This is a genomic window from Vallitalea pronyensis (assembly GCF_018141445.1).
GTDB lineage: Bacteria > Bacillota > Clostridia > Lachnospirales > Vallitaleaceae > Vallitalea > Vallitalea pronyensis.
Map to the genome: position 1 here is coordinate 6,037,146 of NZ_CP058649.1, position 13,731 is coordinate 6,050,876.

Genomic DNA, 13,731 nt, shown 5'->3' on the forward strand with positions numbered 1-13,731 from the left:
TTTTCTAGTTTTTTCAAAGGTTTTAAAAAAGCTACCTCTAATAGGCTTATCCTAATTCGAGGTAGCTTCGAAATTCTTATTTTCAGTTGTCTGCTTATCTATTGTGATTTCAGCTTCAGCCATAAAGCTGGACGGACACCGCCTGTACATCTGCCATCGCTCCTGTTGCCTCTCAATACATTGTTGCCTTGGATACCTATATTACCGTCACCATGGATGTACACGCCTTTTAAATTATCTCGGCCAGGCGACCGAAGCCACCACCACCAAACGCTTTCTCTATTAGCCTCAAGTCTTGCTATTCGCTTACGGTTATTTTCATCTTTTCTTTGAAGCCAATATCTTTGATTTTTACCAGGGTTATATAGTTTTTCGCTGCTGTCTCCAAAATATCTGCATGCAACTTCCTCAATACTTAATAAGAAGATGCTGTCTTGTGTATCTGCTCCGGCTTTTGAACCATACCACTGATTGTCAAGATTTTTAATTGCTACCGGAATTATTCTTGATTGATCAGTTGTGTTGAATGTGTTATAAAATTCTCCATTCAGATATTGTCTTAACGAGCAGTCAGCCCATGTTATATGTTTATAAGCGTTATGGTAAGAGCGTTGTTCTATAATATACTCGGTTATAATCAGAGCCACATCATTTTTAATGTCAAGAATGCGCCAGTCATAACCACCAAATTGTATCACCTGACCGATATTAAATTCTTCCATTGATCTTCTCCTTCTCCTTAATTGGCATGCAAATTTTAAGCAACATTATGTACAATTTTCTATTACTTTTACTAGCTAGTCTCAAGATAAGCATACAGGTTGACGCCACGTTAAAGTCAATAGAAAATTTTAATTAATTTTATAACGGATTGTATATGTATAGCACCACTAGTAAATGACCAACTTAGCTTGACACACTCTTGGCATACAAAAATCCTCCTAGATATTATGTATTATATCATAATCTAGAAGGATTTGTGTCTATACACAATTATTCATAGACTCTTACCGTTTTCTTTATAAACATTGCTTTGAGTCAAGTCTCTCTTTCTGAAAGAATGAAGATTATACTGCACCTATGTGTAATCTTTTTATCTTTAATAGAGCTTCCTACCCTTTTCGTCTTCAATAAGCGTCTTGCGGTAAAAATAGCTGTTTACCACATCACGCCACAGACCTGCATGATCAAGCTGATGTTCCAAACGCTTTTTCACCCGCATATAAGGCAAAGCTTCCACTGTTCCTTCTAGAGCAGTCCACTGTTCCAACATTTCCGAAACCGTTTCAACCCCTTCATAATGGGCATCATAGATATGCTGGATTAATGTCTTTCCAGTAGACAGCTGATAACTGTATGGAATCCTGTGAAAGAAAAGCAGTAATGACTCTGGACAGGTAACCGTACTGCTGTACATCCTTTTATTTTTAGGAAAATACTGATCTATGTAGCCGGTGCCTGCTTCGGTCCTGTCAACTCCCATGGCCAAATGGTCTGCTCTGTGGTATGTACCAAACATGTCATACTCATAACCGTCCACATTGGGGCCGTAATGATGCCCCGGATTCACCATCCAGCCGATACCTAGGGGACTGGTATACTTCTCATAGGCCGGCCATGATTTCATAAGCATATTACAGATGACATCTACCGCTTCTCTGTTAAATGTCTGACATACCCATTCCTCTGCAATCTCTTCAGATGTCAGAGAGGTCTTCCATATGAGCCGACCAAAACCGTAATAATTGGCTGCTGCAAGATCATGCCCTGTCCAGTTGCTGTCGTTACCGGTATTGGCTACAGCTGCGATACCGGAGTGTTTCATGGCGTATGTCCTTCCAGCCACCACATCACGGACCCTATCATTCTCTGAAGCACAGTGAGTCCTGAAATCAAGTACCTCTTTCCACATGGGTACAAGATAGCAGACATGTCTCTGCTGTCCCGTATATTCCTGAGCAGCCTGGAATTCCAACACCTGATTGGTTGCCTTCATGGCACCTAACAGAGGTGATACAGGTTCCCTGACCTGAAAATCCATAGGGCCGTTCTTAATCTGAAGAATCACGTTATCATCAAAAGCACCGTCAAGAGGTATAAAATGATCATAACTTGCACTGGCTCTATCCTGAGTGGTATCCCTCCAATCCTGTGTGCAGTTGTAGACAAAGCAGCGCCATAGAATGATACCACCGTATGGTGCCACAATTTTACCGAGCATATTGGCTCCTTCTGCATGGGTTCTGCCATATGAGAAGGGCCCCGGTCTGCCTTCGGAATCGGCCTTGATCAGGAATCCACCCATATCCGGCAGTTCACTGTATAAGGCATCCAGAGTCCTTTGCCACCATGTGATAACTTGCTCATCCAGAGGGTCACAGGTGTCTAAACCACCGATGTCCATAGGTGCTGCATAGTCCAGACTCAGATACAGCTTGATACCGTGAGCTCTGAAGATATCTGAATAGGTTTTTAATGGTTCTCTGTATTTTTCTGTTATCAGGTCAATGGCGGCCCCTGCCACATTCACGTTGTTGATGACCACACCGTTGATACCAATGGATGCATTGAGCCTGGTATAATCCATAATTCGCTCACTGACAATAACCTCACCGCTCTTGAAGAAGAAGGATTCACCGCTGTAACCACGTTCGATGCTACCATCCATATTGTCCCAGTGATTCAGCATTCTAAGAGGATTATCTGGTATTTCAACCCCTTGATAACCATCTGGAATACCACCTGATCTCATAAGTCTCAGGACACCAAACACACCATAGAGCACACCGACATCAGACTCTCCGTATACGGTAATCAGTCCGCCGTAGCTTTCAATCTTGTACCCTTCTGTACCTATCGCCATGTCGTTATCGCCAACAACCAAATGTATGCCCTCATGGGGAATCTTTTCACTTTCATTCACATGAGGTATTATGCCATACATAGCAGCCGCAGCAAGTTGAAGTTCTTTGACTGCGGTGTCAAGGACTTCAGAATGTCCCTTCAACGTAATACTTGAGAGGAAGGATGCATATGTCCCTGTCTCATCCTGCTCATATTTCAACCATGCCTGTTCCCAGTTCATATCAGTACCTCTCTTTCTTGAAGGATCATCTTACTGACAACGTCTACTGTCCGCTGTTTAAGTTTCTCTACCAATATTCTGTTCATGGTCTATCTCTCTCCCAAGGTCAACAGGTTCATAAGTTCTGTCAATTGGAAATAAGTTAACATGTCGTACTCCTTTTTAGCTGAATGGAAACTTTCTGGTCGTCAGTACCAAGTGTCAGGATAACGCCCAACTCACAAGGATCAACTGGAACAGTTGCTTCCTCTATTTCCCCAATATTCCTTAGAACAATGGTTGCTGGTTTTTTACTGTTTCTCGTTATAAGCATTGTATTATCCGTTTTCTCCAAAGTCACATGATCCTCTACCTGATTCTTCGTGTTATAAACATCTAAAGCAATTTCCGCACCGTCATTTACTTCAAACACATGATAGGAGATGTTCTCCAGATAATCGTAGTCCGGTCTTGAATCATCCTGTCCCATGGGTAGAATCGTATTAGGCTTAACATACAGAGGCAGACTGAAATAATTAAAATTTTCATTAAAATACTTACCGCCTTGGTGCTTCTCATTGGTCAGCAAGTGTGTATACGTACCATGAGGAAGGTAATATTGACAGTCCCCTTCTGGATTGAACACAGGCGCAACCATGACTGCATCTCCCAGATAGTACTGTCTGTCAACAATCTGAGCAATAGGATCTTCTGGATGTTCCAAGAACATAGAACGCATCATGGGAATACCGCTGATAGCTGTCATATTGGCCTGACTGTAAAGATAGGGCATGAGTCTGCATTTCAATTTCACAAAGCTTCTGAGGACATCCACACTCTCTTCATCATATAGCCATGGCACTCTGTAGGAGTTAGATCCATGAAGCCGTGAGTGACTGGATAATAAACCAAAGGCTGCCCAGCGTTTATAAACGTCACTGGTAGAGGTGCTTTCAAATCCGCCAATATCATGGCTCCAGAAGCCGAATCCGGACATGGACAGACTCAGACCACCCCGAAGACTTTCAGCCATGGATTCGTACTGGGATGTACAGTCTCCACCCCAATGGACGGGAAATTTCTGAGAACCCACTGAGCCTGAACGGGCAAACAGCACGGACTGATACTTGCCAAGTTTTTTTTCAAGGAGGTCATACACAACCCTGTTATATAAATAAGCGTAGTAATTGTGCATCTTTACAGGGTCAGAACCATCATGGTAAAAGATATTCTCAGTAGGGATTCTCTCACCAAAGTCTGTTTTGAAGGAATCAACACCCATATCCAACAGTTTTTCCAAATGGCTCACATACCAAGCCGTGGCTTTGGGATTGGTGAAGTCCACGATAGCCATACCTGGCTGCCATAAATCCCATTGCCATGGATTACCGTCTGTTGTTCTAATAAAATAGTCCTTCTCAAGACCTTCATCATACAGTGGCGATTTCTGCCCAATGTAAGGGTTAATCCAAACACAGATATGAAGTCCTTTAGCTTTGAGGCGCTTAATCATACCATAAGGGTCAGGAAAGACACAGCTGTCCCAAGTGAAGTTGCACCACTCGTATTCATTCATCCAGAAACAGTCAAAGTGAAACGTATGCAGCGGTATATCCCTTTCAAGCATACCGTCGACAAATGAGGTTACTGTCTCTTCATCGTAATCTGTCGTGAAGGAAGTCGTCAGCCACAGACCAAAACTCCATGCCGGCGGAAGACCTGGTTTTCCCGTGATGTCCGTATATTTTGAAAGAATCTCTTTTGGGGTGTCACCAGGAATGAACATATATTCAAGCTCTTCACCGGCCACAGAGAATTGAACCTTTGATACTTTTTCTGAACCTATTTCAAAAGACACTTTCCCTGGGTCATTGACAAAGAGTCCATAGCCTTTATTGGACAAATAGAAAGGGATATTTTTATAGGACTGTTCGGACCCTGTACCGCCATCTTCGTTCCATATATCCACCGTCTGGCCGTTTCTGATAAGGGGTGTGAAACGCTCACCAAGACCGTAGATTTTCTCATCAATACCGATATTAAGGTTTTCACACATGTACCTGCCACCCTCATCTGTGTCCATCATGCCAAGACCTCTGAATCCACTGTAGGTGATCATTTTACCTTTGTACATGTATTCAATCTTCCACCCATTCCTGTAAATTCTCATTGCAGTCTTCCCTGCCCCAATCTCATAAAAATCATTTGTATCAGAGACGTTAAGGGGCAGTTGTTTATTCTGAGTATCAAAAACAGGCTTCTTCGATTTTTTCTTAAAATGAATAATCCTAAGGCTGATAACATCCTCAGCAGGTGATGTGATTGACAGGGTAAATAGAGGTCCTCTGAGTGTATTACCTCTATGGTGTACCTGTTGAAAGGGTGCATAGACGGTGACTTCCCTATCTGTCACTTTGATATCTCTTGCTTCGTTGGTATAGTAAGGGGTTACCCCTTTTCTCATAAGCCATCTACCATTACTGAATTTCATAGCAAACCTCCTCGTATATCTATTATTATGTTAATTCTAAATCAATACTTATGAGAGTACAACAATAAAAATTCATTTTGATCAACTATAAAAAATCTAGAATATCTATTTACTTCTGTACCATTTATGCTGGTATACTTAAGTGTTGTATTCCTGTATAATGTACTTAGAACGCATACAAGTCTATACATTAACTACTCAAAAGGAGAGCCTGATGCTAAAAAAACAATTAAACAGGGTATTCATCATTGTATTACTCATACCGGTTATCGCTATCGGCTCCTATCTTCTTTACAACAATTACAACATGCTTTATGGCCATCATGAGGAAATGCTCATATCTGACAATCTGAGAATCAGATCCATTATTTTTGAAGTCACCACCTCAATCACCAATATTGCAGAGATCATTGGAGAGAATGATGACCTAATGCAGCTGATTAGTAAAAGCTATGAGAATGAAGTGGAAGCTCGTAACCAGATGAAACAAATCACTGTTTTGAGTGAATATTTTAGTAGGCATACAGAAGTTGGACGAATAACCTTGTACACGGATAATGCCAGTCTCATATCCACAGACCATATCACTGTTGTTGATACGGATGATCCCTGGTACAACCATCACGTAAATCGGCCTGGATACTATTGGCAGGTGACCGAGGAGATGAATAGCATGAATGTCCCTTTGGTGGAACTACAGCTCATGTATGCAATCAATGTGCCCAGAAGTCAGTGGGATGCTGTTCTGATTATATCCATTGACATTAATTACCTAAAGAACCGCATGGATAATAATCAACTGGATGTAGATATCACCGTCAACAATGACCCTGTATTCTTCTCTACCTGGGGTAATACTGGTGATTCTCTGACATTCCATGATTACAGCAACGAGAAATTCTTCAAATTCTCTGGCATCAGCAGTTTGTATAACTGGCGTGGTCTTATGGAGGTATCTACCATCAAACCAGTCAAATCCGACGACAGCATATATGTCTTTTCTTCGGACCATCACGCTCTGGACCGTATCCGCCGTATCCAGCTTTGGACACTGCTAATCGTATGCCTGAGCATACTCATACCAAGCTGGATTATCATCAATTTCACCAGGCAACTAACCAATCGAGTAGATACTCTGAGACGTGAAATGCACCGTGTTACCGATGGCGATTATAATATTATGGAGACTTTCAAGGGAAATGATGAACTGGTAGATCTGTTCAGGGACCTGAAGGTTATGATCCGTTCCATCGAAGAACGGGACAATGCCATCTTTGATGCTCGAATCAAAGAGCAGGAACTGATCAACCATCAGCAGAAGATGGAAATGGAGATTCTTTCTAGCAAAATCAACCCTCATTTCCTTTACAACACCTTAGAGACCATTCGGATGAAAGCCTTTAGTATGGATGATATGGACGTTGCCAATGCCGTGAAACAACTGGGCAAATATATGCGCTATAACTTGGAGTCCACGGGAGAAGCTACTACGTTGACAAATGAACTGGATTACATCCAGATTTATCTGGAAATTCAGAAGCTGAGGTTTGCAAATCGTATCAACCATTGTATTCACCTAGACAGCACACTGAATCCCGACAACATCATGATTCTTCCACTGATGATTCAACCTATTGTAGAGAATGCCTTCATCCATGGGCATGGGGAGACACTGGAAAATGGTACAATCTCTATCATGGTTAGAGATGAGGATGACGTGGTCAGTATTAGCGTTAAAGATAATGGCTGTGGTATGGATAAAAACACGTTGGAAGGACTCTTAGCGAAACTCACTCACATAGACCACCCGTCTACCTCCAGCTTTGGCCTTTACAACATACATCAAAGACTGAAATTATACTATGGTGATGACTACGGACTGACAATCGTATCAACATTAGATGAAGGAACATCCATCACTTTCAAGATTCCCCACAGAAAGGAGGAGCAATCATGCTGACAGTATACATTGCTGATGACGAGGATATCGTCAGACAAGGGCTTAAGAAAATTATTAATTGGAAGGAACTGGGTTTTGAAGTCTGCGGAGAAGCCAACAATGGTCTTACAGCCTACAATGATATTGGCACTTTGAATCCAGACCTTGTTCTTCTTGATATACAGATGCCTAAACTACAGGGGCTTGACCTTGCCGGTCAGTTGAGAGAAGATGGTTTTACTGGCAGAATCATCATACTAAGTGGCTATTCAGAGTTCAAATATGCCCAAGCAGCCATCAAATGCCATGTGGATTTCTACCTGACCAAGCCCATTGAGGAAGAAGACCTGTACAAAGCTGTCATGAACATACGGCAGATCCTTCAGAAGAAAAAACTTCATACGGAACACCTTTCCTACTACCAAGAGAAGGCAAAGCGCAAGATACTGGAGGAAATGATCCGAAATGAAAGAAAAAGTCTGGCAAGTTTTGAATACTCTCTAGGTGATCTGAATCTCCAGACAGATCTCTATCAGATTCTCATCATAGGTGCACTTGAATCATCCTCCGGACCCTTTGCTGATTTCTGCAGCCATCTGAACATTCCAATTACCAGCAACTATATCGAGCAATTGAAGATTGAATCCTTAGAGGTGATTCTTCTTAAGGGAGAATTTATCATTGGAAGATTCTATGCCTTCAAAGACCGCCATACAAATGAGAAAAATACATCATACTTCATCAATGCCGGCAATGTGGTGACGGGTATCAACGACATCTATTACTCCTATCATGAAGCACTGGCTGTCCATGAACGCAGGTTCTTTTTCGAAGAGCAAAGCTTCATCGCTGACAGTGATGATTTGCCTGCTCCGTCAGATCTGAAGGTAATGTTCACAGCAGAACATTCCAGACAATTTGGTCAAAGCTTTTATGAGCATATCAAGCTCCACAAAGTAAGGGAAAGTAAGCATCAGATACAAGAACTGCAGGCAAAACTTCTGAATTCCGGCAACAGTGTTGAATTCATCAAAAGTTTCCTGACAGGCATGTATCTGTACATTGTTCATGCGTTCCAAAAGGACTACGGAGGGAACGGTTTGGATTTCCTTACCAACGCTGAAATCATTCAACAGATTCACAACTATGACGTTCTGAAGGATATACTAAGTTTTATCAGCAATGAAATCACAAGAATGATTGGTGCTATCAGTAATTTCAGTAGTGAGCATATTGTGGATGATATCATTGAGTATATAAAGCATCACTATAGCGAAGATATTAAACTGAAAACCCTAGCACCCAAATTCGGTTACAACGGCTCTTATTTAGGTAAGATCTTCAACAAGAATGCAGGGATGAGCTTCAACGACTATCTTCACAGTATTAGAACCGAGAAGGCCAAAGGGCTTCTTCTGGACGAAGGGTATAAGGTCTATGAAGTGTCTCAAAAGGTGGGATACAAGAACGTGGATTATTTCCACCTGAAATTCAAAAGTTACAACGGGTGCACCCCCAACGAATTCCGGTCTAAACGTAACATCCATGTAGACTGAAACTTACGCATTATAGGTTTTCTTCATAAACAGGAGGTGGCTGAACTTACAGCTACCTCCTGTTATGGTGTTTAATTATATCGCTGAATACTATTGATTTCTTGCCTTATCTCTTGCTGCACTTTGCTCTTTGGCAATGTTTAGGTCATAGTTAAGTACTTCTTCATAGCCAAGTTCATAAACCGTATCCTGCATATCCTTAAGGAGAGCGTAGAATTCAGCCTCGTCGCTGGCAAATACCATTTTCCAGGAACCCTCTACAATCACAGCTTTAACCTGAGCTCTAAGGGTGCTAATTTCCCAAGGCTCTGCAGGTGAAATATAATCCGTTCCAGGTGCTACTAGTATCTGATCATGTTCCCTAAGGTATTCGAAGGTTGATAGTGCTCCAACCGCTTCTTGCCATGATTTATGGACGGGTGTGGAAGTCAATTCGATATAGGACTCCCAAAGCTTGAAGTCATATGGGAAACCATTGACAGGATTGATGTCTTTAGGTAGTACGGATGTGTAGTTCAACTGGCTGACACCATCGTTCCAACTTCCTCCGCCCCAATCTTCAGGCATATCCGTACCGCCTTCTAACATTGCCTGAACACCGAATTCTGTCAGTTCGGGACGACCATTCACCATCTCCCATGTAAGCCCTTCAGGGCCACAGGTACTCCCTGTCTGAGCAGTACTCATCATGATACCTTCAGGAGAATAAAGCCAATCAATAAAAGCTGCCATTCTTTCTGGATCCTGTGCTTGTGAACCGATACCCACTACGTATTTGTCACCAGTTGGTGTTGCTCCAGAAGAGAAGATTTTCATATCATCAATGGGTGCCATCATGAAGCCTTTGCCTGCATTAAGACGTTCTGTCGTATTATATGCAGCCTGGCCAAGCCATGGCCAGGGCGCAAAGATGACTGCACCGTCCTCATATTTGCTGTACACGGTATCCCAGCCTTGGGTTGTTGATTCAGGATCTACTAGACCCATTTGATTGGCTTCAAAATACAGTTTCAAAGCCCTGACATACATAGAATCATCATCAATAATGTTCTGGTCATCAGAACCATCAGCCTTTGACAGGATGAATCCTAACTCATCATAGCCGTAGAAACAGGTTGGCTGCTTGGCTTTCATCATCATATTGCCATCCCAGTCCTTAAAAAGTGAAAAGGCATACGTTTTTTGACCAGATTCTGAAGTAGGTTCCATTTCCTGCATTTCTTTTAGTACCGGCAGTAGATTCTCAAGAGTGGTTAACTCAGGTGACCCCACAGCCTGATATAAATCCCATCGAAGGTATGGGCCAAAAGTCGGCTCTGCACCTTGACTTGGCTCAGTTGGTGGATAGGCGGATACCCTTGAAGGGACAGCATAAATGCTTTCATCATTACCTGTAAGATTCTGAAGCTTCTCTATCGCGCCTGTGTACTTCATAACATTGGGCATCAGATTAGTCATTTTGCTCATATCCAACAACAGATCTGCTCTGACAGTATCCTCAAGCCTTCCGTTCTCTGATCCAATCATGACAATATCTCCTAGGTTGCCTGCTGCGGAGCGGGTTTGAAACAACGTATCACCACCACCGGCAACATTAGGTGCGATGATGTTCAATTCCATATTGAATTTCTCTTTGACCACCTCACCAAACCATCCTACTTGTAGCCCCTGATAGTTTGCCTGAGAACAGAACACATCGACAGTCAGGAACTCCTCATAATCTGCCTTCCCTTCTGAAGTAGAACTCTTTCCACCTGATTTGGTTTCATTATCCTTCGTGGCTGTTGCTTTGTCAGAATCAGCAGCTTTGTCTCCTTCACTATTTCCCCTACACCCTGTGAAGAGACTCATGGCAAGAACCCCAATGAGCATAATGCTGACAAGTTTGTTCATTTTTACTTTCATCGTTAATACATCCTCCTTTTGAATTTAAATCAGTGGCTCAATCAACCATTTATAACATTGGATTTAACCCATATGTCCATTATATAACGCTTTACTTATAAACTGATTTTATCCTTTTACCGATCCAATCATAATACCTTTCACGAAGTAGCGTTGGAATATGGGATAAATGAACAGAATGGGAAGTACAACAATAACAGAAATTGTCATACGTATGGATGTTGGTGTCTGTTGTTTAGCAAGTGCCTCCATACTCTGTCCTATGGTACCATTGCTCTTAATCAGCATCGCTAGGGAGTTGGCCTGATTAAGAAAGGTGTACAGCTGGTACTGAAGAGAGTACAGCTTTTGATCCGTTACATAGATCAAGGTATCGTAGAATGCGTTCCACTGACCAACTGCTGAGAATATGGCAATGGTTGCAAGAATCGGTTTTGTCAGTGGGAAGATCACCCTTGCATAGATGGTCAAAATTCCTGCACCATCAATCTCTGCGGCTTCCTGGAGTGATTTTGGTGTGGATTCCACAAAGGTCTTCACCAATATGATATAGAAGGGCTGCACCACAGTCGGTATCACATAAACCCAGAAGGTATTGGTCAGTTGAAGATTCCGCATTGTTAAAAACATTGGAATCAGACCCGCATTGAAGTACATGGTGATGACCATGAACCGATACCAGAACTTTCTCCTCCACATTTTTTCCTGAGTAAACATGAATCCAAGAAATCCAGACGCAATAACAGTAAGCGTGGTGCCGATAACAGTTCTCCCAATGGATACCCAGGCGGCTCTGGCAAGACCGTCCAGCTTCAGAATCTCCACGTAATTCTCAAAGTGTATGTTCTTCGGAAAAAAGTTAATCAGTCCATTGGCCGAAAGGTTATTAGCACTGATGGTATTGATAATCAAATAATAAAAGGGATACACACATAATAGGGTAAAAATAATAAACCCAATGTAATTGAACACATTAAACAGAATATCGACAACTGTATACCTATTGCTGCCAACACGAATATTTTTTTCCATAATAATCTCCTTATACGATGGACCTGCCTCTGACACGTTTGGACAGTGTATTCACAACGATTAAAAGTGTTACTGATACGACAGATTTCAGTATACTGATAGCTGTGGCAAGAGGAATGGAATTGTTACTTCCAAGACCTAGGTTATAGACATAAAGGTCAAGAACCTGTATCTTATCACGATTGAAGGCATTCTGAAATACGAAGTACTGATCCATGCCGTTATTAAGAAAATTAGCTACTGAAAGCATCAGCAATACAAAAAATGTGGGAAGGAGGGCCGGCAGTGTGATATGGCGCATTAGGTGAAAACGGTGTGCCCCATCCACTCTTGCCGCCTCATAGAGTTCTTGGTCCGTACCTGCAATGGCTGCCAGATAGAGTATTGCCCCCCACCCAAGGCCTTTCCATAGAGACCATGCCAGCATCTTGAAGTAGGTATAGTCACCACTATCAAGAATCTTAATGGGTTCTGTGATGATATTCAAGTCCATTAGGATAGAATTCATCATACCTGTGGTTGAGAAAAGAGCAAAGGCAACTGAATACACAAGCACCCAACCAATGAAGTTAGGCAGTGTTGTCAGTGTCTGGACAATGCTTTTGAACTTTTTAGATTTGATTTCATTGAGCATAATGGCAAAGATTAACGGCAATATGGATGTAGCGATATTTAAACCGCTCATAATGAATGTATTCTTAAGAACCTGCAACAGTTGGTTAATCTGCCCTTTACTCTGAAAGAGATACCTGAACCATTTGAATCCTACAAACTCGGATTGTGCAAGAGTCAACGGCGGTCTGTAATCATATAGAGAATACACCCACCCATACAGCGGATAATATGCAAAAAGTAGTGTAAGTACAAGAAACGGTACGATCAAGAGAAAAAGTTTGATTGACTGCCTTCGTTTCTGTTTCTTTATTCCTATGGGTCTCATGATGTTAGCTCCTTTCCCAAGGTTATTTGTTATTCTGAACTTGATACAATCATATCAATGAAACGCCTTTACAGATACACCTTAAATTGTAGGAACACTACACCCAAAAAAAGATATCCATTTTTTATGGTAACATAAAATGAATTTATTCTGTTGACCAGTTCCACTGTTTTACTATTGTAGGCACTGTATGGTTGATTTCATAAGTACTAATCCTAATAAAATGCCACTTTTCGGTAGCATGATTGATCTGAACTGTATGAGCAATGGCTGGAAAACATCATACAATATTAACATGAGTCATAGTTGAATTACTTTTCTCATTAAGGATTTCCTCTCACTTAAGCCTATTGCAATAGAAATTGTGCAGCCTATTGCAATAGACATATTATGTCAAATAAAAAGGTGCTGATTTATCAACACCTTAACTAAGTTCTTATTATACGCATAACAAATAAGCATTTATTTCCTTAATTTTTTCTGCATTGTTTTACCTTTAGCTAACTCATACTATATGACCGTTGCCGGTTTTAGACTTTGTCGACAGTCTGAAGGGGTTTTTTAATACCCCTTAATATTTTGGATAAGTTATATGATCTGGTTCTCAGTTGAAATAAAATTATTTTGCGAGTCGAGGCTTGTGTGGTAAGTGATAAATTTATGACTTTATCTTTTTCACCATCAATAGTATAGTAATAACGTATTGTTACATTGGAAAGACTTATATCGATAGAACCTGTATTTTCTATAATAAGTTTAGGGCTAATACTCTGTGTAGTTGATGATGTTGTACCATTATATTCT

The 13,731-nt window shown here is 41.4% G+C and carries 8 protein-coding genes and 1 pseudogene; 2 read left to right on the forward strand and 7 right to left on the reverse strand.

The features are described 5' to 3' along the window. Positions 1–98: 98 nt before the first annotated feature. The 3 genes from HZI73_RS25195 to yicI all read right to left on the reverse strand — a co-directional run bounded on the left by HZI73_RS25195 (position 99) and on the right by yicI (position 5,555). Positions 99–698, reverse strand: coding sequence for a DUF6273 domain-containing protein (locus tag HZI73_RS25195; protein WP_330619656.1), 600 nt, complete (start codon positions 696–698; stop codon positions 99–101). Positions 699–1,099: 401 nt separating this feature from the next. Further along, complete coding sequence (locus HZI73_RS25200) at positions 1,100–3,085, reverse strand: alpha-glucuronidase family glycosyl hydrolase (RefSeq protein ID WP_212696092.1); 1,986 nt, start codon at positions 3,083–3,085, stop codon at positions 1,100–1,102. A gap of 142 nt (positions 3,086–3,227) precedes the next feature. Continuing rightward, positions 3,228–5,555 (reverse strand): alpha-xylosidase, encoded by a 2,328-nt coding sequence (gene yicI / locus HZI73_RS25205; protein ID WP_212696093.1) that lies wholly within the window; start codon positions 5,553–5,555, stop codon positions 3,228–3,230. 214 nt (positions 5,556–5,769) lie between these two features. On the opposite strand from yicI, the gene HZI73_RS25210 reads away from it, so the two are divergent. Then, the gene (locus tag HZI73_RS25210) at positions 5,770–7,515 is read left to right on the forward strand and encodes a sensor histidine kinase (protein ID WP_212696094.1); all 1,746 of its coding nucleotides are present in this window, start codon (positions 5,770–5,772) and stop codon (positions 7,513–7,515) included. After that, on the forward strand, positions 7,509–9,050 hold the full coding sequence (locus HZI73_RS25215; protein ID WP_212696095.1) for a response regulator: 1,542 nt from the start codon (positions 7,509–7,511) through the stop codon (positions 9,048–9,050). Before HZI73_RS25210 ends, HZI73_RS25215 begins: the two co-directional genes overlap by 7 nt. 90 nt (positions 9,051–9,140) lie before the next feature. On the opposite strand, the gene HZI73_RS25220 is transcribed toward HZI73_RS25215, so the two are convergent. The 4 genes and pseudogenes from HZI73_RS25220 to HZI73_RS26925 form a co-directional block, all read right to left on the reverse strand. After that, entirely contained in the window at positions 9,141–10,577 is a 1,437-nt protein-coding gene (locus HZI73_RS25220; protein WP_246552277.1) for a type 2 periplasmic-binding domain-containing protein, read from the reverse strand. A 486-nt stretch (positions 10,578–11,063) separates the two neighbouring features. After that, the gene (locus HZI73_RS25225; RefSeq protein WP_212696096.1) at positions 11,064–11,987 is read right to left on the reverse strand and encodes a carbohydrate ABC transporter permease; all 924 of its coding nucleotides are present in this window, start codon (positions 11,985–11,987) and stop codon (positions 11,064–11,066) included. A gap of 10 nt (positions 11,988–11,997) precedes the next feature. Next, positions 11,998–12,927 (reverse strand): ABC transporter permease, encoded by a 930-nt coding sequence (locus HZI73_RS25230; RefSeq protein ID WP_212696097.1) that lies wholly within the window; start codon positions 12,925–12,927, stop codon positions 11,998–12,000. Positions 12,928–13,457: 530 nt separating this feature from the next. Beyond that, positions 13,458–13,721 (reverse strand): annotated as a pseudogene (locus tag HZI73_RS26925) (cellulose binding domain-containing protein); the annotation flags it as partial. Positions 13,722–13,731 lie beyond the last annotated feature (10 nt).

Coding starts and splice junctions, on each gene's coding strand:
- HZI73_RS25200 (WP_212696092.1), bottom strand. CDS start 3,085: ATGAACTGGGAACAGGCATGGTTGAAATATGAGCAGGATGAGACAGGG.
- yicI (WP_212696093.1), bottom strand. CDS start 5,555: ATGAAATTCAGTAATGGTAGATGGCTTATGAGAAAAGGGGTAACCCCT.
- HZI73_RS25210 (WP_212696094.1), top strand. CDS start 5,770: ATGCTAAAAAAACAATTAAACAGGGTATTCATCATTGTATTACTCATA.
- HZI73_RS25215 (WP_212696095.1), top strand. CDS start 7,509: ATGCTGACAGTATACATTGCTGATGACGAGGATATCGTCAGACAAGGG.
- HZI73_RS25220 (WP_246552277.1), bottom strand. CDS start 10,577: ATGATTGGATCAGAGAACGGAAGGCTTGAGGATACTGTCAGAGCAGAT.
- HZI73_RS25225 (WP_212696096.1), bottom strand. CDS start 11,987: ATGGAAAAAAATATTCGTGTTGGCAGCAATAGGTATACAGTTGTCGAT.
- HZI73_RS25230 (WP_212696097.1), bottom strand. CDS start 12,927: ATGAGACCCATAGGAATAAAGAAACAGAAACGAAGGCAGTCAATCAAA.